Source organism: Xylanibacter muris (assembly GCF_013166605.1).
Lineage (GTDB): Bacteria > Bacteroidota > Bacteroidia > Bacteroidales > Bacteroidaceae > Prevotella > Prevotella muris.
In genome coordinates this window covers 273,576-299,774 of the sequence record NZ_JABKKF010000003.1, presented here as the reverse complement: position 1 = coordinate 299,774, position 26,199 = coordinate 273,576, and the positions used below count along the sequence as shown (strand labels likewise).

Annotated in this window: 15 protein-coding genes; 4 read left to right on the top strand and 11 right to left on the bottom strand. The window is 41.2% G+C overall.

Features of this window, described 5'->3' with window-relative positions; genetic code table 11:
• The first annotated feature begins 46 nt into the window (after nucleotides 1-46).
• From HPS56_RS05250 to HPS56_RS05235, 4 genes are read left to right on the top strand one after another with little or no spacing between them, the layout of a single operon-like run.
• Nucleotides 47-5,233 (top strand): DEAD/DEAH box helicase, encoded by a 5,187-nt coding sequence (locus HPS56_RS05250; protein ID WP_172275008.1) that lies wholly within the window; start codon nucleotides 47-49, stop codon nucleotides 5,231-5,233.
• A 5-nt stretch (nucleotides 5,234-5,238) separates the two neighbouring features.
• Nucleotides 5,239-8,118 carry a helicase-related protein gene (locus HPS56_RS05245; RefSeq protein WP_172275005.1) on the top strand — a complete coding sequence of 960 codons (2,880 nt, stop codon included), beginning with the start codon at nucleotides 5,239-5,241 and terminating at the stop codon, nucleotides 8,116-8,118.
• 12 nt (nucleotides 8,119-8,130) lie between these two features.
• On the top strand, nucleotides 8,131-12,240 hold the full coding sequence (locus HPS56_RS05240; protein ID WP_172275002.1) for an Eco57I restriction-modification methylase domain-containing protein: 4,110 nt from the start codon (nucleotides 8,131-8,133) through the stop codon (nucleotides 12,238-12,240).
• Entirely contained in the window at nucleotides 12,224-14,050 is a 1,827-nt protein-coding gene (locus HPS56_RS05235; RefSeq protein ID WP_253952385.1) for a hypothetical protein, read from the top strand. The genes HPS56_RS05240 and HPS56_RS05235 overlap by 17 nt, the downstream gene beginning before the upstream one ends.
• Before the next feature lie 129 nt (nucleotides 14,051-14,179).
• Here the strand turns inward: HPS56_RS05235 and HPS56_RS05230 are convergent, their stop codons facing one another.
• From HPS56_RS05230 to recA, 11 genes are all read right to left on the bottom strand, one after another.
• Nucleotides 14,180-14,812, bottom strand: a complete 633-nt coding sequence (locus HPS56_RS05230) for a hypothetical protein (protein WP_172274999.1) — start codon at nucleotides 14,810-14,812, stop codon at nucleotides 14,180-14,182.
• Nucleotides 14,812-15,711: a relaxase/mobilization nuclease domain-containing protein gene (locus HPS56_RS05225; protein WP_172274996.1), complete on the bottom strand. Its 900-nt coding sequence runs from the start codon at nucleotides 15,709-15,711 to the stop codon at nucleotides 14,812-14,814. The genes HPS56_RS05230 and HPS56_RS05225 overlap by 1 nt, the downstream gene beginning before the upstream one ends.
• Nucleotides 15,695-16,063, bottom strand: coding sequence for a MobC family plasmid mobilization relaxosome protein (locus HPS56_RS05220; RefSeq protein WP_172274994.1), 369 nt, complete (start codon nucleotides 16,061-16,063; stop codon nucleotides 15,695-15,697). The genes HPS56_RS05225 and HPS56_RS05220 overlap by 17 nt, the downstream gene beginning before the upstream one ends.
• Nucleotides 16,064-16,163: 100 nt before the next feature.
• Nucleotides 16,164-17,969 (bottom strand): DUF3987 domain-containing protein, encoded by a 1,806-nt coding sequence (locus tag HPS56_RS05215; protein WP_172275133.1) that lies wholly within the window; start codon nucleotides 17,967-17,969, stop codon nucleotides 16,164-16,166.
• Nucleotides 17,920-18,519, bottom strand: coding sequence for a BT4734/BF3469 family protein (locus tag HPS56_RS05210; RefSeq protein ID WP_172274990.1), 600 nt, complete (start codon nucleotides 18,517-18,519; stop codon nucleotides 17,920-17,922). The genes HPS56_RS05215 and HPS56_RS05210 overlap by 50 nt, the downstream gene beginning before the upstream one ends.
• Nucleotides 18,516-18,869, bottom strand: coding sequence for a methylation-associated defense system helix-turn-helix domain-containing protein MAD1 (gene mads1 / locus HPS56_RS05205; RefSeq protein ID WP_172274987.1), 354 nt, complete (start codon nucleotides 18,867-18,869; stop codon nucleotides 18,516-18,518). Before mads1 ends, HPS56_RS05210 begins: the two co-directional genes overlap by 4 nt.
• 314 nt (nucleotides 18,870-19,183) lie before the next feature.
• Entirely contained in the window at nucleotides 19,184-20,446 is a 1,263-nt protein-coding gene (locus HPS56_RS05200; RefSeq protein WP_005818825.1) for a site-specific integrase, read from the bottom strand.
• The gene (locus HPS56_RS05195; RefSeq protein WP_117740245.1) at nucleotides 20,443-20,988 is read right to left on the bottom strand and encodes a helix-turn-helix domain-containing protein; all 546 of its coding nucleotides are present in this window, start codon (nucleotides 20,986-20,988) and stop codon (nucleotides 20,443-20,445) included. Before HPS56_RS05195 ends, HPS56_RS05200 begins: the two co-directional genes overlap by 4 nt.
• 203 nt (nucleotides 20,989-21,191) lie before the next feature.
• A complete protein-coding gene (gene dnaK, locus HPS56_RS05190) occupies nucleotides 21,192-23,102 on the bottom strand; it encodes a molecular chaperone DnaK (RefSeq protein WP_172274984.1) in 1,911 nt (636 codons plus the stop codon).
• Nucleotides 23,103-23,395: 293 nt separating this feature from the next.
• Nucleotides 23,396-24,439, bottom strand: coding sequence for a CNNM domain-containing protein (locus HPS56_RS05185; protein ID WP_172274980.1), 1,044 nt, complete (start codon nucleotides 24,437-24,439; stop codon nucleotides 23,396-23,398).
• A 554-nt stretch (nucleotides 24,440-24,993) separates the two neighbouring features.
• Nucleotides 24,994-26,031: a recombinase RecA gene (gene recA / locus HPS56_RS05180; RefSeq protein WP_172274962.1), complete on the bottom strand. Its 1,038-nt coding sequence runs from the start codon at nucleotides 26,029-26,031 to the stop codon at nucleotides 24,994-24,996.
• Nucleotides 26,032-26,199: the final 168 nt, after the last annotated feature.

Here is a 26,199-nt window from a genome sequence, read left to right as displayed (position 1 = left end):
AATACAGGAATACATTCAAGAACAGTTTCAAAATAAATAAATCAGAATGAATATAATAGATATATATGACAAATTGAAGAATAGTTATAAAAACTATATCGGGAGTTTTGTATCCATAAAAGACGAGCGGATAAAGCAGCGGGTCAGTGAGGCAATTCAGAATGAGAAGCTGTGGCCTAAGGCTTTAGTCCAGTTCAATCCGAATTTTGCCCAAGGTCTTGGGGTTTCACAATTGATTAAAAAAGGACTTCCTATTCACAAAGATTTGGAACAATTTTTCAAGACTCCTTTTTACAAACACCAACAAGAGGCAATAGAATTAGGATGCCAAGACAGAGAATTTATAGTAACCTCAGGTACAGGTTCTGGCAAATCCCGTACCTTCATGGCTACTATCTTCAATTATGTTTTACTGCATCGGGAAGACTGCAATAATAAGACTATTGCCATCATTGTATATCCGATGAATGCCTTGATTAACTCGCAAGCAGAAGAGTTGGATCACTATCGGCAACAATACGAGGAAACGATGGGTGAAAAGTGTCCGTTTACATTCGGTAAATATACAGGGCAAGAGGATTCGCAAGCTCGTGAGCGAATGCAACAAACACCACCTAACATCATATTGACCAACTACATGATGTTAGAGTTATTGATGACTCGTGCCGGTGATGAAAAACGTCTTAGAGATTGTTTCCTCGAAAATCTGCATTATCTAGTATTTGATGAATTGCACACTTATCGTGGTATGCAGGGTAGCGATGTTTCGTTTTTAATTCGTCGTATCAAGGCGCAAGCGAAAGAGAATGTATTGTGCTTTGGTACGTCCGCAACAATGGTGGCAGACGACAAGTTGACTTATAAAGAACAACGCCAAAAGGTAGCAGATGTTGCGTCCTGTATTTTCGGTAGCAGATATGATGCAAGTCAAATTATAGATGAGACGTTGAAAGTCGGTCTGACAAATTCGAATTACTCTAAATCTGATTTGCTGACAGCAATTACTTCGCCTATACCTACAGAACTGAATGCAACGATGATTCAGAAATTTCCTACAGCAAACTGGATTGAACAGAGCATTGCATTACATTATGATGAACAAGAACAAAAATATTTTCGTGGACAGCCTTGTTCTATTGAGGATATTGCCGAAAAACTATTTAATTACATAGATAAGTCTATTACGCAAGAGAAATGTTTTCAACATATTATAGGTGTATTGAATTGGTGTAATGAAGTAAATGTCTGTCAAGGTACAAACCTGTTACCATACAAAATTCACCAGTTTATTCCTCAAACTGGCAATGTCTATGCGACTTTGGGTAATCCGATGGATAGGTATATTACTGTCGATGAAAAATTGTATTGCGAAGAGTTATCAGATGAAAGTAACAAAGTAAAGTATTATCCAATCATGTTTAGCCGACTCAGCGGACACGAGTTGTATTCTGTCAAAGTCGTAGGTAGTACCTTCTTGCCTCGCAACTTTGATGAACGTAATGAATCTGACGAGGAAGAGCAAGAACAGTCTGTAAACAATGGATATATTATTGTACCTCATGAGAATGAAAGCATAGAAGATTTCCTGCTTGACCCCAATTCTGACGATATACCGGAAGATTGGTACAAGTTGGACAGACTGGGGAATCGTAAATTCAAAAAAACGTATTCAGACCGATTCCCGAAAAGGATATACTTTAATGTATTGGGACAATTGTCTGAAACAGCTGATATACTTGATAATCCAATCGAAGGCATTTACATTTCCTGCCCATTAAAATATGATCCGACTGCTAAAGCCGTATATTCCGGTTCCAGCAAAGAATGGTCTAAATTGTCAAAGATTGGCAGTGAAGGTCGAAGTACAGCTACCACTGTACTCTCTTATGAGAATATCACTAAAATGAAAGATGCCGGAGTAGTTTCTGTTGACCGAAAGCTCATGACTTTCGTGGATGCTCGTCAGGATGCAGCACTTCAAGCTGGTCATTTTAATGATTTTATTCGTATTGGTAAAATCCGTTCTGCTATTTGGAATGCAGTAAAAGACTCCGACGAACCTATTGGCAGTGATAAAATTGCTCGATTGGTATTCAGACATCTTAATCTATCTCATGAGGACTATTTCCGTTACCCAAATTGGAGCGGTGGTCGTGCTAAGAAGGTGGAAGGTGTCATGGAGAAATATTTGGGCACTATCATCTATGATGATTTAGCCGGAAATTGGCAGGTCAATATGCCCAATCTGGAAGATTGTGCATTATTGAAAATCAATTATGAATTTCTTCATGATGAAATTACTGGTGAGAATGGTTGCGAACGTTTGTATGATATACCAGAATTGGATGGATTATCAGATGAAAGTAAGGAGCGTTTCATTGTTCAGATTTTGGACTATATGCGTCATAAGTTGTGCATTAATTCTGATGAGAGAACAGAAGAAGCAGCAAAGGATCTTGAAAAACAAGTTCGCGAAAATCTTAAAAGCCCGTGGACTTTGGATGATAACGACAGAATCACTTCCGCCCATGCCTTATGCTTTGTAAAGCCACAAAACAGACGAAAAGCATATGGCAAGGAAATAGCCGGCTATCGCTCTAAATTGGCATTCTTCATTCGTGACTTCCTCAGTGCTAACGGTGGTACCGCAACAATCGGTTCTGCTGAAGAGTATGTTTCTTATATGCAGTCGTTGTTCACAGCATTGGGCAATTACATAGATGAAAACGATGGAGCATATCAACTGTACTATTCCAGTATTTTATGGGAAAAAGGTGACGAAAAGAATGTTCGAACTGACCTTACCAGGATTAGAACAATTGGTGACGAAATCGTATATACACCGAATAAGTATTTCCAGGAATTTTACAAGAACATTCCTTTGGCAAACGTAAATTTGGAAGCCAAAGACCATACAGGACAAGTAACTAAATCCGAGCGTGAAGAACGTGAGCAACAGTTCCGTAACGGTGATTTTCCTGTGCTTTATTGCTCTCCTACAATGGAATTGGGTATTGATATTAAAGACTTGTCTATCGTGGGTATGCGAAATGTGCCGCCTACACCTGCGAATTATACCCAGCGTGCCGGACGTGCCGGGCGTAGTGGTCAGGCTGCATTGATATACACATACTGCCGTCCACGCAACTCCCACGAGAATTACTATCTTCGCCATCCCGAGAAAATGGTCAGCGGTGAAGTAAAGGCTCCACGCATGGAGTTGGTGAACGAAGAACTATTTTCCACCCACTTCCATTCTACGATACTTTCAATATGCCCCATTCCTCAGTTATCTAATGGTATTGCCGACCTTGTGAATTATAGTAATGCCAATGCGATTACCTTAAAACCGGAAGTTGTACATCATCTTCAGCTATCTGATGAGCGAAAGGCTGAGATAAAACATATATTCAAGCAAGTGATAACCGACCATTATCTGTCAAACAGAATTATAGATGAAATGCCATATTGGTTTACAGATAATTGGATGGATAATATCCTCAATAACTATCTTTCCGATTTTGACAAGGCTTTAAATCGCTGGCGGAGCTTATACAAGTTGGCTCAGCAACAAATTGAAGAGGCGCAGGCTATCATCCGAAACAATGTGTATGGAGAAAACTCTAACGAGAAGAAGGAGGCTTTGTTAAAAGAAAAGCGAGGCACAGAACTTCGAGACATGTTGCTTGGGCAGAATCAAGGAAAAAATGCTGAAGAAAACGAATTCTATCCATATCGTTATTTTGCCAGTGAAGGCTTCTTGCCCGGTTACAACTTTACAAAGTTACCTCAACGCATCCTTCTACAATATAAAAACAGTGATAAGGTTGAATATCTTAGCCGTGCTAAATCTTTGGCATTATCTGAGTTTGGTCCGCAGAATATCATATATAATAATGGTAGTAAATTCCGCATCTCACGAATGATGCTTACTGGGGACCCAACTCCCAATAAATTTTTCTATAACCCTAAAACAGGGGTTATCTATAAGAATCAGGAAAATGTCGCCCATCATACTGATATTATCACAGGTGAAAGTCTTGATGGCGTCTCCAAATTGATACCTGGTTACTGTATTCAATCGCAGGATATGATAGCCCAGGAGACTGAGAAAATCACTTGTCAGGAAGAAGAACGTAGTCGGAAATTCTATCAACTAAAGACCTATTTTTCTTCTGATGACACACGTGCAATGAGTACGTGCGAACTAAAAACAAAAAATGGCATACACCTCGCAAATATACGATACATACCTTCATGCCGACTGACTTACATTCTGGAATCCAAGAATGACAATAATGCTAATGGCTTCGCTTTCGATACAAAGACCGGTGATTGGGTCAGTTCTGAACGTATGGCAATCTATGCACAAAGGCAACAGGAACACCCAGAAGAGCCTAATTACATCAAGTATGTCAAATTATTTACAGAAACAACGGCTAATGCTATTTATATTCAGCCACTTGAAGCTCTTTCTTTAAGAGATAAGGGGGCTGTGCGCACATTCCTCTATGCCTTTAAGCAAGCCATTGAAGATGTGTTCCAAATCGAGGGTAGTGAAATTGGCGCGGATGTGATGGGTGAAGAAAAAATTCCTAATGTACTCATTTATGAAAATGCGGAAGGTTCTTTAGGCGTTTTAAGTCGCCTTGTTGCTGAACCTGCCTCCTATCGTGCTGTTGTGAAACGGGCTTATGAGATTTGCTACAAAAAAAATTCACAGCTTTCTGATGAAGAACGTGAAAAACTAATACCAGCAGATTATACAAATCTGCTCAACTATTACAATCAGCCGTATCATCAACTTATTGATGTACGTAAGATTTATGATACGCTTTGCATCATGATGAATGCGGATATAGAAATGCGTTCTGCTGGTCAGCATCAAAACTACGACAATCAATATAAGGCTCTTGAAGAAGCTCGCGATCACAATAGCAGTACGGAATACAAGTTTCTGAAATACCTTTACGAACATAAACTGCGTTTGCCGGATAAGGCACAACCCATGTTCCCCGAGCAGTACTATGTACAGCCTGATTTCATGTATGGTGACAGAATCGTTGTCTTCTGTGATGGCACTCCACACGATTTGCCGGAAGTACAGGAAGATGACCGGAACAAGCGTGAAGTGCTTGAAGATGCCGGTTATGTAGTAATAGCATGGCACTATGCAACACCTCTGGCAGAATTTGTGGCTGCACATTCAGATATATTCACCCCAGTAAGTTAATTGAAATGGAATATAAGACTGGAACACTCGTTGAATTTCGCTCACGTCCCTGGGTGGTTCAACAATCATCAGATAAAGACTTGCTTGTCATCAAACCTCTTGGAGGAACTGATGCTGAGACTGTCGGACTATACAAGCCCTTGTATGGCGACAAACTTGACACGACTGTTAGCTCGTACAATTTTCGTAAACCTTCAGCAGAAGATGTAGGTACAAACAGCTATCCAAAAGCAGCACGCATTCTTTATAATGCGTGTAGGCTGTCGTTTCGTGATATTGCAGGGCCTTTTCAATGCTTGGGCAGACTCTCTTTTGAGCCACGTCCCTACCAAATGGTGCCGTTGATTCTTGCGCTAAAACACAGACAGATACGCTTGCTTATTTCTGATGACGTAGGTATTGGTAAGACATTGGAATCATTGCTTATAGCCAAAGAACTTATTGACCGCAGAGAGATTCAGCGTTTTGCTGTCATCTGTCTACCACACCTTTGCGAACAATGGCAAAATGAAATACGTGATAAATTTGGACTGGAAGCAGAAATCATTCGTTCTAGTACAATTAGTCGTCTGGAAAAGAATATGCGTGCCAATCAGAATGTGTTCCGTGATATTCTTTTTCAAATCATCTCTATTGACTATATCAAGTCTTCTGACCGCAAACCGATGTTTTTACAGCATTGCCCTGAATTTATAATTGTGGATGAAGCACATACGTGCGCCAAGCCCAAGGGAGCAAATAAAGGTCAACAATTACGTCATTCTTTGCTCTCGGACTTGGCAAAAACTGAACGCCACATTGTTCTCCTGACTGCTACACCCCATAGCGGAAACAGTGAAGAGTTTCAATCCGTCATAGGTTTGCTTAAACCTGAGTTCGCTCATTATACTTTAGAAGACGCAAGGCAACGTGAAGAACTATCTCATTACTTCATCCAACGACGGCGTGCAGATGTAAAACCCTACGTTGGTGATGATGTAATCTTTCCTACTCGTGTGCAGTTTGATGCCAAGTACGAATTGGGCGAACAGTATCATGCTCTTCTTATGGATATAATTGACTATGTTCGTGAAGGAGTAAAGATTGCCCGCTCTTTGGGTAAGGTGAAGCAACGCTATATTTATTGGGATTTGCTGGCACTCATCCGGGGTGTCATGTCCAGTCCCGAAGCCGGCATCAGTATGTTGCAAAACAAGATATCCAAGCGTTCCAATGATTCTGACGATGTAGCAAACGATGAAGAGAAGATATATAAGTTCAACGATGCGCTGAAAGATGGACTTCTCGGTGACGATATACTTCCGGAATCATATGAGGAATCTTCTATCGGTGAAAAGAATAAGTTACGTTCTTTCATTACAAGGCTTCGTGAAATCAAAGAGAAGAAGCAAGATAACAAGGTGTTAGAGTTAACTAAAAATGTGGAGTTTGCACTCAATTCCAGCTACAGTCCCATTGTGTTTTGCCAATACATCCAGACAGCCGAGTATTGTAAAGACTACATTGCCAAATATCTGGCTTTAAACAAGAAATACAAGGATGTAGCCGTAGAGGTTATTACTAGTCGTCTCACAGATGAAGACCGAAAGATGAAGATTGATGAATTATCAAAAACGCCCCGTCATGTCCTTGTATGTACCGATTGTCTTTCAGAAGGAGTCAATCTGCAAACAGGCTTCAACTGTATCATCCATTATGACCTACCGTGGAATCCCAACCGTATGGAGCAGCGTAACGGTCGTATTGACCGTTTTGGTCAAACGGAAAAAGAAGTGGCTATTTTTACTTTATTTGATGAAGAAACCAATCCTGTGGATAAAATCATCATGAAAGTACTTTATCGTAAACAGGATCAGATCCGTAAATCTCTGGGTATCTATATTCCGATTGCCGACAATGATTCGTCGCTGATGGAAAGCATCATGGAGGAGATTATCGTCCTCGATACAAAAAAACACCTCATTCATCAGCCTACACTGTTTGATTTGGATGAGTTCAAGGAAACCACCGAGGAACATGACAAGCGTATCCAGCGTGCAGTAGAAATAGAGAAAAAATCACATACCTACTTTGCACATAACACAAAAGCAATGAATCCGACTCGTTTGGTGGAAAGTTTGAACGAAGCAAAGAAAGTAATCGGTGACATCTATGATACACGAGACTTTGTAGTCGATGAGCTTCGCCACGCCGGAGTGAATGTAAAGACAGATAATATGCCGCTTTGTTATTCGTTTCAACTTATCGAACTTGAAGAGAATCTAAAGCCATATTTCTTACAAGCATCCGATAAAAAAGGAGTAATACGTATATCTTTTGCTTCACCAACCCCTAAGAACTATATGTATATTGGGCGCAACCATATCTTTGTGGAAGACCTTTCGCGAGCAGTGATCAATGATACGATTAATGGCGGCGATTTGGGAGCGTGTCGTGCTATGGTGATTCAAACCGATAAAGTACAAACCATTACCACGGTATTGTTGATGCGTGTTCGCTCCGTAATCAGCGAAATAAAGCATAGTGATCACCAACTTGTAGGCGAAGAAATGATATTTTTGGGATATAAGGGAAAGGTGGAGAATCATGATTTCCTGTCAGAAGAAGAATGTCGTAATCTTTTCTTGGAATCACAAGCATCCGGTGATGTGGATTTTGTGGCTCAACGCAACATTTTCAAACGTCGTTTGGAGTGGGTAGATAATGAGACAACATTGCGTCTGCATACCGATGGTATAGCCACCGAACGGGCCAACAATCTCGTGCGTTCGTTTGCACAATATCGTACCTACCTGTCAGAGACAGAATATCAGGTGGTGAGTCCGGTTTTGCCGATGGATGTGATTGCAGCATTTGTTTACATGCCCAAGGTTCCTCAATTATAAAAGGTATTCACTATGGATTATACATCAATACATATATATGGTCATCTTCTTTCTGATGACATCTTGCACGAAATAGAAACAGATTCATCCATGCAAGGAAATCGTGAGCAGGACTTCAACCTTGATGTTTCGCTCACTGCTAAAATTGACAATGCATGGAGTAGCCTGCGCAATGATTGGAAGCTATTCGCCGAGCGCAACACGCTACGCGACCCATACGGTACGAAATCTGTACGCCGCCTGATGGAGCGTTTCTTTTCTAGTCTGGACTACCAACTGGATTATCAGCCGACTCAATTAGAGGTAAGCGAGCGTAAGTTTGATATTCCCTATATCTGTCCCGAACTTGGACAGATGCCTGTCATCATTGTAGGTGATAAAACTGGTGATGTCGAACTGGACACATTGGATAAATGTACGCTTGATCAACGTGTAAAAGGCGAGCGCCGACAAAAATCTCCTCATGCCACCATGCTCGACTATCTCAACAGTACCGAGCATATCTATGGTATCGTGGCCAATGGGCAGGTGCTTCGACTGATTCGCAACACAGGACAGTTGGTAAAACTGACCTATATCGAATTTGACATGCGTCGCATGGTCGAGGAAGATCATTATGCCGAGTTCTGTCTGCTGTTCCGTTTGATGCACACATCTCGTTTCAGCCATGGTGGAGATGATGCGTGCATCATGGAACAATGGTTCAATCGCTCCATTGAAAGTGGCAACCGCATTCGTACCGGATTGAGCGATGCTGTTCAGAAAACGATGGAAAAGCTGGGGCGTGCCGTTGTTTGTGGCGAAGGTGAAGGTAATGAAGCCTTTCGTTTGGCTGTTATAAATGGTGAAGCCAATGCTCAAACGCTCAACAAGGAACTAATACACTTCATCTATCGCATCCTGTTCCTCTTTATCATTGAGGACAGGAATTTGGTGTATCATATTGGTGAGCCGGATAAGGATGCTGATTATGACCGAAAGGTTCGTTGCCAAGACATTTACAAAAGGTTCTATGCTGTATCTCGTTTGCGTGGATTATCCGAATTGCCCCATTTGCGCAATGAGAGATACCATGACTTATGGGAAGGTCTGATGGACTCATTTCGTTTGTTTGAGGATGAAGCCTTTGGAGCGCCTCTCTGCATCAAACCACTTGGTGGGATATTATTCCACAAAGATACTTTGCGCTATTTACGCCGATGTCAGATTTCTAATAGGCAGCTACTTGAAGCTTTCTTTAGTCTGAACGAGTTTAAGGACGAAAAGCAAAATCGAGTAAAGATTAACTACTCTTCTCTTGATGTAGAGGAGTTCGGCTCAGTATATGAAGGTATCCTCGAAATGCGTGCCGTCATAACGCAAGGTACTTCTCTTACAAATTGGGACTTTACATTTGGTGCTGGTTTGGATAGAAAGTCATCCAGTTCCTATTATACTCGCCCCGACCTTGTACAGAATCTGATTCGTACCACATTGGAGCCGGTTATTAAAAAGCGCATTGCCCAATGCCAAACCACTGAAGAGAAAGTACGCTCTCTGCTCTCTATGAAAGTTTGCGATGCCGCCAGCGGTTCCGGTCATATTGTATTAGCTATGGCTCGTACACTGGCATGGTATATTTGTACCTTGCGTACAGGTGAGGACAATCCGGCTTCGCAGGACTACCGTGAAGCACTCCGTGAGGTCATTCAAAAGTGTATCTATGCCGTCGATTACAACCCTGATGCAGTGGAATTATGTAAAGTCGTACTTTGGATTGAAGGTTATTGTGCAGGTAAGCCGCTTTCATTCCTCGACCATCATGTACGTTGCGGAAACTCTGTGATAGGTGTTACCAATCTCGACACATTGCTCAATGGTGTACCTAAAGAGGCTTTCTCTGCCGAGAATAAAGAAGCAAAGAAAAAGATTATAGACTTGAATAAGGAAGCTCTTAAAGATGTGGCTTTGGTTCAAGACGGCAAGTCGGTAGGATATGCGATGACATTGTTTAGCGGAGACATTGCCATACAGAGCATTGACAGCGAGCAAGTAGGACTTGCCGGAAAAGTAAAAGAAATTAGTGCCCTGCCAGAAGAATCGCTTTTGCAAGAACTTACTAAACAGTCTAAGTGGGAAGAACTGATGCAATCGCCACGTGTAGAATGTTTGCGACGTGCTTGCGACATTTACACTTATAGTTTCTTCAAACAATTCAAAGATGAAGATTTTATTTCTCAATTTGACGAAGAGACAAATATATTCACATCGCTTGACATTCCCTATACCCGTACCGTTTATAATGCGTTGCAAGAGATAAAGTATCTTGATTACACAGCCGAAGAAATGGAAGGTCTGCAAGTGCTTTCCGATTCGTTCAAGCATGAAGTGAACGAAGTGGCACGTGCCAACCGCTTCTTCCACTGGTGCGTAGAGTTTCCCGAAGTCTTTGCTGATGGTGGATTTGATGTAATGTGCGGCAATCCGCCTTGGGATAAAATCAAGGTGGAAGACAAAAAGTGGTTTGAAAGTCATGGGCGTTTCGACATAGTCAATGCAGGAACAGCAGCTCAACGCAAAAAAGCAATTGCCAACCTTCCGATAATTGACCCAATATTATATAAGGAATATACCGATGCTTTGGCTTTTGCCGAGGCAGAGAGCCGCTTCGTCCGATTTTCCAGCCGATTTCCGCTTACTGCCACTGGTGATATTGACCTTTATCCAATGTTTGCGGAACTTTGTTTGTCTTTCTCCAGAGAGGCATGGGGGCTTGTTCTGCCAACCGGTATAGCTGTGAACGACAGCAATAAAGCATTTTTCTCAAAACTCATAGATGAGAACAGGCTTGTATCTCTCTATGATTTTGAGAATAAAGAAGCATTGTTTGATATACATCGTATGTTCAAATTTTGCCTTCTTACCGCAGGTAAGACACAGACAAAATCGCGTTCTGTTAGTGGAGGATTTTATCTTACACGCCTTGACCATCTGCTTGACCCAAATCGCATATACACGTTGCAATCTTCCGACTTTGCACGACTGAATCCGAACACCAAGACGTGTCCCGTATTCCGTACCAGTCGTGATGCTGAATTAACAGCAAAAATCTATCGTCATTCGCAGATATTACTTAACGAAACTACAGGTGAGAATCCTTGGCAAGTGAAGTTTGGAAGTATGATTCACATGTCTAATGACTCCCAACTGTTCCGCACATATGCCCAACTGATAGATGCTGGTGCCACCTATGAAGCCCCCAACTTCGAATTGGATGGCGAAATATACGTGCCACTCTATGAGGGAAAGATGATTTGGCACTACAATCATCACTACGGAACATGGCCCATAGAGGGTGAACGGCCCAACACCATTGAAACACCTTCACTTGAAGAATTATTGAACCCGACGTCTTCTATCATTCCATGGTATTGGATTCCACTTTCTGCTGTAGAAGACAGATTGATAAAGACTGATAAAGATGGAAATGTACTCTGGCAATGGAAACATAAGTGGATAATAGGGTTCAGAGATATTACTAACGCAACAAACGAAAGAACTTTCGTTTGTTCACCTATTCCCGACGCCTTCGGCGTCGGGCATAGTGCCACGCTCCTCTACGCGGAGCGTGGCACTATGCCCGGGGCGTTGCTTTTAGGAATGATGTCGTCATTAGTATTTGACTATACAACAAGGCAAAAAATCGGAGGAAGTCATGCCAGTATCGGTTTTGTCAAACAATTCCCGATACTTATCCCTGCACAAATACAAACATCAGGTTATGAACGTGAAATAGTAGAGAGGGTTGCCCGTCTCTGCTGGTTCAATCACGATCTCGATGGCTGGATGGAAGAACTGCGTGAAGAATGTCCGGAAGAATATGACCTGCCGGATGAGCCTATAATATGGAATGAAGAACAGCGTACCGTATGGCAGGCAGAGCTGGATGCCATATTCGCCCACCTTTACGGACTGAGAACAGAAGACCTTCGCTACATTCTCGACCCGGAGGATGTATGTGGAAAGGGCTGCATCAACGAAACATTTCGTGTACTAAAAGAGCGTGAAATCCGTGAATTAGGTGAATACCGCACCAAGCGTCTTGTGCTGGAAGCTTGGAACAAATTTGGATTTGATAACTGATAGAAGATTTATGCTGAGTAAAAAAGACATAGAAGAATTAGCTACAGGTGCAGTAAAACGTTATTTCAACACTTGTAACTTAATCTCGCCCCAAATTCAGGAGAATGATAAAACTCCTGATTGGGACGGAGAACTCAATCTATACGAAAGTAAAAAAGATATTAGGAAAAATTATATTGGAAGTCTTCGAATTCAGGTAAAAGGAAAAGAAGTTTCTAAATTCAAGAACAAAGAGACCTTCCCCATCGAGACCATATTTCTTAAAAATGCAAAAAACGAAGGATTCGTGTTCTTTGTTGTAGAAGTTATGTCCAATGGGGATAACAAGATATTCTACAAGAAGATGGCTCCTATTGAAATACGAGGACTACTTGCTTCCATAAATAAACAGCAAAAGACCAAGAATATGCCATTTGAAGCACTAAGCAGGGATAAATCCTGGATTGAAGTCGAATTGAAAGCTTTTTTGTCAGATTGTATCAAACAGAAAAGTTTCGCTTCAAAAACTCCATTTAGTATTGAAGATATTAAAAATGTCCATGATTACCAATGGGAATTTTCATTTCAAGGGAAGAAAGATAATCTATTGAAAGACTTTCTTGGAGGATTTAAATCCTTCCTGTATCTAAAAACAAAAGAGGGAGTCGAAATACCTATAGGAAATGGCTTAATGAATATAGTTTTGCCAGAACTGACTATCAATAAAGAAGAGAATGTTTATATTGGTAAAGATATTGTTGCCACAAATTATATTCTAACCTATACCAAGGAGAGCGTATCTTATAGATTGGAAAGCTTATTTCTTCTTAAATCCGAACAAAGGGCACCATCTACTAAACGTATAAGCACATTAGAAATATTGGCTAATACTACAGATGAGCAAATAAAAGCCTATGAAGTTTATAAGCAGCTCATAGAATATGGAAGTATGAAGTTTGGAGATACAGAAATAACAATAAATGCATCTAATAAAAAAGTTCTTTTATCAACGATAAATAAGCAGTTATCAAATCTAAATATTCACAAGGCTGTTCTTGATATTTTAAATATAAAGACCCCAATAAATTATAAGACGTTTACGGGAAAAGACAATTTTTCTATGCGCCAATTGTATAAAGCTCTTATCGAACACAAGGCTATTGGACTTACAAATCCGCAAAACATGTTTAAGATAAGCATTGCAAATATAAATGTGCTTTTAGTATGCCAAAGTGACAATAGAGAGAAGTTTTATATAGACAACGCTTTTACATCATCTATCGAGGTGATACAGAACAATGACGTTACCCCATTTCGAGTACCAATATTTTCTTTTTTAGAACAAAAGGGGTATGTACTCTTTGATAACATCCCTTATGATAGAATTGTAGAAGTATACAATGAGTGCTATATAAAAGATTCTCGTGTACTTATACAGGCGAACTTGGATTTACTTCACATGCTGAAGGCTTATGATGAGCTAAAAATGTCAGACAATTTAGAGAAGAGTAAGTTTACAATTGAAGTTGCACAATCGTTAGCGCAATGGCTTTTGAAACATGAGCGTGATAACTCAATGATTGCAATACATCAATTAAATATTTTGCAAATAATTAAACGTCAGCGAACATTTACAAAAAACGAAGTTAACTTATTGCTTCAACTGTCTCAAAACAATTCTGATATGGTAAAAGCAGGGGCTTTTTTACTGTTAGACAAGTTGGATGTAGCTCAGTTTGTAATTCAACAATTTCCAGAAGATATGAAGGCGCGTTTTATGGACTTTCCTATAGCTATTTTTGTTAAAGCTCCTAATTGTTGCAACAATTAGATAATGTATTTTGGTGTTAGGTAGGCAATACTATACAATGGTTAAAGAAAGTAAAAATGCATCCATAAAGACATTTGTTGTATTTGGTAGGTGGTAACAATATCACCTACCAAATACAAACTAAGTTATTCAATTTATTTTATTGCCTATTGCCTTTTCATACTGTTCCTTCACCACCCGATACATCGAATAATACGCAAAGGCTTCTTCTCTATGCTTCATGTTACTAACCGATGCTACAACAGCCCAGGTAACAATAATGACAACAAAGGCTGCAACATATCGAAGTTTGATATGATGCCCTCGTATAAACATCCCATTGATATTGGGCGGAATAACCGTTACTGGATTTTTCAACTCATTGATTTTGGCAAATATCTCGTCCTGCCGTTTTAATATGCAGTCGGTATTTGCTTCAATAGCCATACGATTGAGATTGTAATCGCAAACGTGCCGATAAAGATATTCAAGAAATTTAGACTTCTGCTTGAATAGTTCAATAAGCTTCGGAAACCATAGCGAGAACGGCAATGTGTCCGGCTGTTGCTTCCAGATATGTTGCTTTACCACAGACAAGGCTTCATTCCAGCAAGCACAGAAACTTTTGGCGACTCCATTATAAATGGTCTTTTCATCAAAGTCCACTTTTACAGATTGCTCTGGTTTAAGAACTGTAGTATTCTGTTTTTCAATACACTCTTTAAGCTCGTTGATACTTTGGCGCAAATTTACCAAATTTGCTGCTACTACATCTTCTTTCATTATCTTCTACGTTTTGAGGGTTTATAAAAAGGTTCGTTTCTTTGGTTGTCCTTGTCTTTGTCGTCTCGCCATCCCTGTTCATTACTTGTTCCTCCACCTCCACCGGAAGTTATGGCTTGATGAGGTTGAACAACCAGTTCCGCTACCACATTGCCCAACGTAACGCAAAGGCGATTAAAACTCAAATCACGGTCAAGTTTAGAACCAGCTATACTATACTCATTTTGACAGAATGATATACCACGAATTTTATCAGAGTTATCAGCACGATTAAAGCGTATATCTATACCCTGACCTTTGAGAAGGCCAAGAAAATCATCCCATGAACAAGATACAGCCAGTGCATCAAGAGTTGCAGAACGTAGATTATACTTCCGTAATTGATAAGGGCGCAAACGACTCTTGTTTCTGGCTTTACTATTCTTAGGAGCAAAGTACAGTTCATATTCTTTAGTCAAAGCCCGACATACTTTCGTATTACGTATTCTTTCATTGCTGTCAGAAATGAGATTGCCATCATTGTTTATCCGGTTAAATACCAAATGACAATGAGGATGTTTCGTGTCGTGATGTCGGGCTATGATATATTGAGTATTGCGAATCCTCATTTGTTCCATCCATTTCTTAGCAATCTCTACCATTAGCGCATCCCCTTCTTCGTTATCAGTGAAACGGCTAATGTCTTGCGAAGAGAAAGCAAGTGATACGTGTTTCACCGGATTTTTTACTTTCGGACGCATGGATGCTTGTATCTGAAAAGAATCAGCTATGGTTTTATTGCTGATGGCACAGACACCTTCGTGTGCTAATAGTGTGGCACACTTCTTTTTGTTCTTTTGGTCATTGGCATAATTCACTATTCCTCCAAAATCCGTTCTTGTTTTAATCTTTGCTATCATGACTATTGTTCTTTATTTGGTTGATAATTCTACTGACTTCTGATATGATTGAAAAGCATTGTTGTTTGACTGCTTCCAAACCATAAGTGTGCATCTGATGGGCAATCTGATTGACATTATTGGCGATGCCGGAAAGGTCACGGATTGCCGATGCCATTTCCGGACTGATGCGCTGACAGACCTGACAATCCATTGCCGCCTGATGGCAAAATTCATTGACTGACAATCCTGCCTGTTCCGCTTTGGATTGGATATAAATGTAGTCGTTCTCGGTAAACATTACCCGAAAACATTTGGAACGTTTCTGATAGTTCGCCAACTTAGGGCGACCGCCAAGTTTCTTCTCCTTCATATTTATCTTAACTTTCGATGTTTAAATTGATTTTTTGAGAGTGGCTGTTTCATTCGCTTGCCGCATAGGTTTTAGTGACACTAAAACACAAACTTGCCACTCAAAAAATCTTCCTATATTTCCCCTGCTCTATTCGGCATAGCTTGCCATCTCTGATAAAGGCTTCTATCCACTTGTTTGCCGTACTTCCATTTTCATTCAAAACTGAAACCGCCGTATCATAATCCTTCTTCGTGAATGTTTCAGGCAGCATATTATAAAGGGTATTCCTTCGTGCATAAATGCCAGTTTCTTGCGAAGCGGAATTAAATCGTTTGAACTGATTTCCTGACAAATTCTGATAAATAAATACGGCATGATAAAGTAAGGTTTCGCAAATATTCATGGCTATAGAATAGTCAAACTCATGGCAAAGCAATTGCTCTGTCTTGTCATGTGAGGAAGAATTGCGATGTACATTCTCCAAATGCCGGACAGCGGTCAGCACCATCATTATACGATAAGCAATCAGCCCCATCCGTCTGACTACTCCCTGCATCTTGTTATCCACTTCGTCACAACACTCTTCATTCACACGGCTGAGATATTCAATAAAGTGTTCCTGTAAATCAGAGGGAAGAGAAAAGGAATAATTACCCTGCCGTACAAAATTCTCATGTAAATGGCAGAATTTATCTCCCAACAGTTTGAACATGGCATTCTTGGATTGGGAAATATCGCTTGTGGCAAACACATTTCTTATACCTCGTTTGAAGCGGATAATATAGAAACAAAAGCGACTCATCAATCCGTTCTCTGCATCAGGTATCAATCTTCTTACCTGTTCTGGAGTTCCAGCCAAAGCTACCGATACTCTCGGATTGGCTACTTCACAATACTCTCTATCCTTACGCCTACTCAAACTTACCAATTCATGATGGAATGCCTTTCGCAACACATCGGAGTAATTGCCGTAGTCCGATTTCAAAGTCTGACTTAACGTGTCGCCCTCCGATTCAAACAGCAGCCCGATTCCGTCATTATCTCCTAATATCTTCAAGAAAGAGCTTGCGCTACTATTGGCTGGAATCACGAGCATACGCATGGGCGGTTCAGTTGGCGTAGCCATTCCATCGGTTTTCTTACCTTTAATATATGTGTTCATTGCTTCTTTATATTCCTGTTCCAATCGTTTGGAAAGTTCATGCAAATGGCGGTTGATGGGGGCTACCAATTCACGGCATAGAGTCAATGCTCCTTTTCCCATACCGGCATCCGCTACAACAAACAGATAGAGGTTGGGATAAACAATGCGTTCATCGTACACGCCACAAACATTATGAAAGCATACCGACAAACACACAATAGCCCCGATTAATATCGTATCACGGTCATCTACCGAAATGGAATTATTGACAACCTCATTTAGAAAAGGAGGAAGATGCTCAAACACACATTCAGGAAATGTAGGAAGTGCTTCTTCTGATTTTATCCATTTACCCGTTTTACCATTTTGGATATTTGGCAAAATGGATAAATGCTCTTTGAAGAACGGAGCCAATGAGATTCCAGCTTGATTTGCCAAATGGAAGAAAGAACGGATAGTAATGCCTTGCCCTTTGGAGTGCAGACAATGCGTGTATTGTTTATCCGTTTCTTCCTTTTGATAGGTAGGGTAAAACCTGCTAATGCGGTGGTAATACTCCCGCCCGTTCTCTCCCAATCCATCCACAAGCGCAAAGCCCAACTCCACCCAATCTTTATAATGAGGGGCTATATCAATGGCACACTGTTCTATCTCCCGAACAACACTTTCCACATCATCCTCCACCTTATTATATATAGGGGCAATACTTGGTGTATGTGCCTGTTGTATTTCAGAAGGGACATTCTCCCAATCTTGGGCGGAAAATATTTTCTTCGACATCATCTTTGTATTTAGGGTTAATATATACTTGTGGGTCGTAGGGTAAGAAGCATGAACGAGCCACATCACTGCCGGACATATCCACTAATGGCAAACCTGTCGCTTTGATACAGTTGGTAACAGCCTTGAAGTACCGGGAATGTTCCCAGCCTTTCAAATCAACAGGTATTATCCACTTCAATCCATTACCGGATGGACTGACAAATAACAGTTCTGTATCAAAATACTCATGGTTAAGTAATTGTTGCTTTAACCTCCCTATGTTATCCACATGATCGAAATCCAAACACATCAATCCTGAGTGCATAATCAGTTCCTTTTCATTCCGTTTTCGGAATAATCCCGAAAAAGTACAATAGTCAAAATGGGTGGCTTTGTACCTTTTGGCTTCAGGAGAGGACTGCATCTGCCGCAGGTTCTCGGTTTGTGGTTGGGCATAATGTCCGATGACATAACGATACACATCCACAATACCTATAGCCCTCATCGGTTCGATGTTTTGAATGGGCTTGCGAAAGAATGAAAAGCAATAGTCGGTCGTTTCCATCATCTGATAATCTTTTTAGATTCGACAAATCGTCTGGCTTCTTCCATTAAGTCATCTTGGGTCTTGTGCGATTTGTTCTTCAGCCAATCGTCAATCTCTGATTGCAGGAAAGCCAAAGCCTTGTTTATTTTATGTACGGGAATCTGTTTGGTTGACACCCATCCATAAACCGTTTGTTTGGCAGGATGTGATGGCAGATAAGCGCAAAGCTCATCTATATCCATCCACTTGGGTGAGTTACTTGCCTGTTTATACTGCAAGGCATTCACTTTAGATTGCAGTACTTCTACGGACTCAATCAGGTAGGACAACGCATTCGGCATTTCCTCCAATGAATTTACTTTATAGGCCATTTTTTCTTCGTATTAAAATTTATGCCGCAAAAGTATAGAGATGCTTATAGGTGCTAAATAGGTGCTTGACCGCCACCAATCAACCGCTCATTTACCACTGACAGATTTAAGTTTCATTAATACGAAAATTTATTGGGCAACATAATAAAAGGGGAATAAATGACTGTTTGGACTAACACATTCTTTACTGAACACCTCTATACTACAAAATACCCCTCAAAAAGTTGATGCTTCATGAGGGGTAAACGGTGGTAAGTATATGATTGGTATTACATAAGTCGTTGGTGCTCAATGGTGGATATAACCACCACAACCTATAAATCCAAATTTTCTATATGCAGTGTATTGGCGGCTTTCTCTTTTTGTTCGTTTACGATATGCGTATAAATCTGCGTGGTTTTGACGTTAGTATGTCCCATCAAAGACTTGATGGTGTATATGTCAACGCCATTTTCCAGCAACAGCGAAGCATAGCTATGCCGCCCACAATGGAAGGTGATGTGCTTCTTGATACCGGATGCTTCTATCCAGACTTTCAACGGGCGAGAAATCCAAGAGGCATCAGTCAATCCTTCAAAAACAAGTGCTTCATCATCGTCTGGACGTATGCCGCATAGTTGAAGTGCCTGTTGAATGACTGGCTTGTAATCGGGCCTTTTTGTCTTTTGCTGAATTACTACTGCTTGCCATGTACCTTTGCTTGTTTGCTGAATTTGTTTCCATTTCAAAGTTTGAATATCACTATGCCGCAATCCAGTGAGAATAGAGAACAAGAACGCACGTTTCAAAACATCATCCTTGCAAGGAGTATCAACCAACATTTGCACTTCATTCATGGTAAGCGCAACACGAGGCTTCTCTATGTTTGTTATTCCCTTTACTTTCGCGCTTATATCAACGGTCAGATATTCATCAATGAACGCCTGTTTCAGTCCAGCTTTAAGTATGGAAAAATAGGTTGATGCCGTGTTTTGTGAGATAGTACCTTTCTTATTCCCTCCCATTGGAGCACGGAGAAGGAACATCTTTATATCTTCAAGCAGTTTAACGGAAATCGCCTTGAATGGAATTGGTTGCCCTTGTGAATACATTTTCAATAATTCACCTACACGCCTCCAGTTGACTATAATCGAATCGGAACTATTGGGATGACGTGTGCTTATAATACGATTGAAATACTTGATAAAATCCTGTTCGCTCCGCTCATTCTGTGCAGCGATTTCGTTTTCCTTATCAGTGTATAGGATGGCACTATCGTATTCATGCTGCCGTAACTTCCGCACATTGTCGGCATAGATGCAAGCCTCTTGGTCTATCGTTGAACGGCATTGGATAATTCCATTCAAATCACGTTTAGGCTTATAGTTGAATGTTCCATCCGGCAAGATTCGTGCTATGGATGACTTATCCCAAATGGGTGTGGATATAGTTCTGTTGATAGATTCCACCACACGGCTTGCCCGTTTAGAACCTCGCTTATACACTGGGTATGACTCTATAATCAGATACCACTCTTCTTTATAATTCGACCTTCTGAGTTTGACGGTCACTTTGGTATTGGGTAATGCTTTCTTCATAACGACTTATACAATTTATCAATTTCAGATTTGGGAACATAAACATAGTTACCGATTTGGCGTGTAGGAATAGAATGACGGCGTATGTGCTTAAACACACTGCTGTCATTGATATGGAACTTCTTTGCGATCTCTCCGATGGTGTAACAATCTTTGGGTTCAAAGGACAATGCCTCCTTTTTTCTCTTTCTACTCCCTGCCTTTGTTTTGAAGTGTTCATCCATATACTGCCGACTAAGGCGTATCAGACGCTGACCAAAATTGTATGACGGTATCAAGCCTTGCCGTATCATACGATAAAGAACGTCTTTACTAATTCCGTAAATCAGCATAGCTTCCTTTACGGTTAGATACCCCTTACTGGATGGTATTCGTCTAATCAGTGCTTGGCGTATCGCTTCTTTCTCTTTTGCGATTTGTCTTTTCTTATACGCCCTCTTGGAACAAGCAGGGCAACAATACTTCGACACTAATGTCGGAGGAGTAAAGATTTTACCGCACTCCTCGCAACTTCTTTGAATGATGTAATTTCCTCTTGGCATATTCTTCTCGTTTTAAATGGTTTATATCAATTTAAGTTGTACCTTATCGCCAAATAAGACGTGTCGCAAACATGTCGCAAATAAGAGATAAAAAAGCCCATAGAAAACACATAGCAACCATGAACCCCATAAACGCAAAAAGCGTGCAACTCATTGAGCTGCACGCTTTTGCTTATTATTTATTATCTGTATCCTTATCGGAATCATTTGACCTCCTCAAAGTCGGCATCCTGAATGTCATCCTTACTGTTGCCAGACTGCGGACCGGCTTGCTGACCATTGAATCCCTGGTCTGCACCGGGTTGTCCTTGAGCGCCTTGATACATCTGCTGGCTGGCAGCCTGCATTACCTGGTTGAGGTTGTTGATTGCATTGTCTATAGCAGCAACATCACCACTTTTGTGTGCGTCTTTCAAAGCCTGAAGAGCACTTTCTATACCAGGCTTCTGGTCAGCCGGAATCTTGTCACCGTTATCCTTCAGGAAGTTCTCCGTTGTAAAGATCATGGAATCCGCCTGATTCATCTTATCGATACGCTCACGCTCTTTCTTGTCGTTTTCCGCATTCTGCTCAGCCTCAGCTTTCATGCGGTCGATCTCTTCCTGGCTCAGACCGGACGAAGCTTCGATGCGGATAGCCTGCTCCTTACCGGTGGCCTTATCCTTTGCCGACACTTTCAATATTCCGTTTGCGTCAATATCGAAGGTCACTTCAATCTGTGGCACCCCACGGCGAGCCGGAGCTATGCCTGTAAGGTTGAACTGCCCGATGCTCTTGTTCTGTGCAGCCATCGGACGCTCACCTTGAAGAACGTGTATTGTTACTTCTGTCTGATTGTCGGCAGCTGTAGAGAACACCTCGCTCTTTTTGCATGGAATTGTCGTATTAGCTTCGATAAGCTTTGTCATAACACCGCCCATTGTCTCGATACCTAATGTAAGAGGGGTAACGTCAAGCAATACGATGTCGCCTACTCCACCTTCCTTGTTGAGAATTGCGCCCTGTATTGATGCACCGACAGCCACGACCTCATCAGGGTTTACACCTTTTGAAGGCTCTTTTCCAAAGTAGTTCTTTACAAGGGTCTGTACTGCAGGAATACGGCTTGAACCACCTACAAGAATCACCTCGTCAATATCCGATGTTGATAGCTTTGCATCACGCATCGCATTCTGGCACGGAATAAGACAATTCTGAATCAGCTCATGAGCCAGTTGTTCAAATTTAGCACGTGTAAGAGACTTGACAAGGTGCTTTGGCACACCGCCTACCGGCATGATATACGGAAGGTTTATTTCCGTTGTCGTTGAGCTTGAGAGTTCAATCTTAGCCTTTTCCGCAGCCTCCTTCAAACGCTGCATAGCCATCGGATCCTGTGTGAGGTCGGCACCTTCATCGTTCTTAAATTCCTGTACAAGCCAGTCTATGATTACCTGGTCGAAATCATCACCGCCAAGGTGTGTATCACCGTTTGTAGAAAGAACTTCAAACACACCGCCACCAAATTCAAGGATAGAAATATCAAACGTACCTCCACCAAGGTCGAATACGGCAATCTTCATATCCTTGTTTGCCTTATCCACACCATAGGCGAGAGCAGCGGCAGTAGGCTCATTCACAATACGACGCACATTAAGACCTGCTATCTGTCCTGCTTCTTTCGTTGCCTGTCGCTGAGAATCCGAGAAATATGCAGGAACTGTTATAACGGCATCCGTAACTTCCTGGCCGAGATAGTCTTCCGCCGTCTTCTTCATCTTCTGAAGAACCATGGCAGATATCTCCTGCGGAGTATATTTACGTCCGTCAATATCAACACGTGGATAACCTCCTTCATTGACTACCTTGAAAGGTACACGGCCGATTTCCTTTTCTGTCTGTGCCCATGTCTCACCCATGAAACGCTTGATACTGTAAACAGTATTCTTCGGATTGGTGATAGCCTGACGTTTTGCCGGATCACCTACCTTACGCTCGCCACCTTCAACGAATCCGATAACGGACGGAGTCGTGCGCTTGCCCTCACTGTTGGCTATTACCACCGGTTCGTTGCCTTCAAATACGGCAACACATGAGTTTGTTGTTCCTAAGTCGATACCAATAATCTTTCCCATAGTTTTATCTTTTTAATTTTATTATTCAATTCAGTTGTTTTCGAGCTGCTTTCACGGCTCGTTTATTTTATTGCAAAGCGCATGCCAAAATACGAGATATATTTTATTGTGTCCATAAAACTCTGTCATATTGGCATGCCGCCTGTTTCATTGCCCCTTCTGACTGTTATACTGGCAGTTCTGCCCATCGTAAATATAAACGAGTCAGTCAAACCGTACTGGAACAATGCCGGGCCGGCCTTTCATTATCATGACAGTAGAAGGCAGGCCCTCAGTATACGTTAGGGTCATTGTCATACAACGAAATTACGTCTTTGTCTTATTTGCATCCATTTCTCCTTTGCAAGCGTCTGCATGTCGGTTGTTGTGTCATATTCATCGACAATCTCCACTCCAAGCATTGTTTCGATGACATCTTCCATCGTTACGATACCTCTCAGGCATCCGTACTCATCAGTTATTATTGATATATGCTCTTTTTTCTCAAGCATCTTTTCCCATATATCGGATACAGGCTCATGCTCATTGAAAGACAATATCGGACGTATGATTTCGGAAAGTGTCATATTGAAATTGTCTTCGGTTAATTTTTCCAATAATGCCGCTCTCAATACATATCCGGTTATATAGTCCTTGCTTTCCTTATATACAGGGATACGCGAATACGGGGTGAACTGCTTGTTTGAATAGAATTCCCTCAGGTTCATATTCTCGCTTGCCGAGGCTACTACAACACTTGGTGTCATAATTTCTTCAGCCGTTACATTCACCAGTTTTATGAAATTCTGTATCACCCTGTTTTCCTTAGCTTTGAAGACCCCTTCCTCCACACCGACGTTCACCATTGCCGACACTTCCTCTCTGCTGACAGACAACTGCTGTTGCTTAGGAGAGAATATCTTTGTTATCAGTTCGGAAAGCAACACCAACGGATAAGTTATGAATATCAGCAAATGTATGATTCTTGTAGAAGGCAGGGCAAGTGTACGCCAATATGACGCTCCCACCGTTTTGGGTATTATCTCGGATAATACGAGAATCAGCAATGTCAATATGGCAGATATTATGCCAAAATACTCTTGTCCGAAAATCTTAACAGATTCCGAGCCGACCCCTGCCGCACCGATTGTGTGGGCTATTGTGTTCAATGACAATATTGCCGCCACGGGTTTGTCAATATTTGTCTTATATTCCTTAAGAAGGGAGGCTGAGCGTGCTCCCTGGTTTTCCTTCATTGTTATGAAAGACATTGGAGTTGATAATAATACCGCCTCAAGTACGGAGCAAAGAAAAGACAGTGCCAATGCACCGAATAAATATAATAGAATAAGTCCCATATCATTTAATATTATTTTATGGCCGGGATTTCATCCGGCATTTTCCCGTCATGACAATATCCTGGAAAATACATACGGATTGACGGAAACTTTGAATACTATATAGGATATATTTTTGCTGTATATCCTGTCATGTTGATAAAATAAGCAGATAAAACAAACGCTATGCCTATTCCCGATAAATGCAAAACATTTGTCGTTTGTTGATCACAAAGTCATTTATATCATCAGGATGCCGTAATTCTTTCCAAAATACCGCACAGCCATTACCCTCATGGCATACGGCATAATCCGATGTCATTGCCGAAAGGGGCAGATTTGCCAATAAAAGGGCAAATAAAGTGTTGAATATCCTGATACATCCCATATATTTTGCAAATGTAGTGAATATATCCGGGTTATATAGGATTCACATAGTTAATATATATAGAAATATTCTAACAGAAGTTTGTTGTGTTTCTTTATAATGGTAAATATATTTTAGGCAGCCATTTTATTATATAACGCATGACTTAAAGGCGGAGACCTGAAAAATACAAGTCTCCGCCTTTAAGTCATGCGTTATTCTCTTTTTCTTTTATTGCCTGCATGATAAGCGTTTCCAGTTCCTCACACAACTCAGGATTGTCTTTCAGCAATGCTTTCGTGGCATCACGTCCCTGAGCAAGTTTAGAGCCGTTATACGAGAACCAGCTTCCGCTTTTCTGTATGATATTATATTCAACTCCAAGATCCACTATCTCGCCGATTTTCGATATTCCTTCTCCAAAGGTAATCTCAAATTCCGCTTTACGGAAAGGAGGCGCCACCTTGTTCTTTACCACTTTCACGCGCACCTGGTTTCCTATCACATTATCTCCGTCCTTTATACTTGTCACACGACGGATGTCCAGGCGCACGCTCGCATAGAATTTCAGGGCGTTACCACCGGTTGTAGTCTCCGGATTTCCGAACATCACTCCGATTTTCTCACGCAACTGGTTTATGAATATACATGTGGTATTTGTCTTGCTTACCGTAGATGTCAGTTTTCTCAATGCCTGACTCATAAGCCGCGCCTGAAGCCCTACCACATTGTCGCCCATGTCACCCTCTATCTCTTTTTTCGGAGTGAGGGCGGCCACCGAGTCAACAACAAGGATATCGATAGCCGATGAGCGTATAAGCTGGTCGGCTATCTCAAGAGCCTGTTCTCCGTTGTCCGGTTGGGATATCCATAAATTATCAATGTCCACTCCAAGTTTTGCTGCATAAAACCTGTCAAAGGCATGTTCGGCATCTATGAACGCCGCTATTCCCCCGGCTTTCTGTGCCTCTGCTATCGCATGGATGGCCAATGTTGTTTTTCCGGAAGACTCAGGCCCATAAATCTCTATGATTCTTCCTTTGGGATACCCCCCTACTCCGAGAGCCACATCCAGACCGATGCTTCCTGATGGGATTACCTCAACATTCTCTATATGCTCGTCACCTAATTTCATGATGGAGCCTTTGCCGAAATCTTTTTCTATTTTCGACATCGCAGCCTGAAGGGCTTTCAGCTTTCCTTCGTTGGTCTGCATATCTATTGACGTGTCTTCTTTCTTTGCCATTTTATAATCGTTATTTCAAATTAGACCTTTCGTGTCTGATGGTCTTCCAATGACCACGCGACCGTCTCATATATAAATAATATTATATTTGCGGTCATGACGGCCAATGGTCGTCTTATAAAAGTCTCATCAGCAACGACTGTCATTTTGTTTAATATACATGGATAT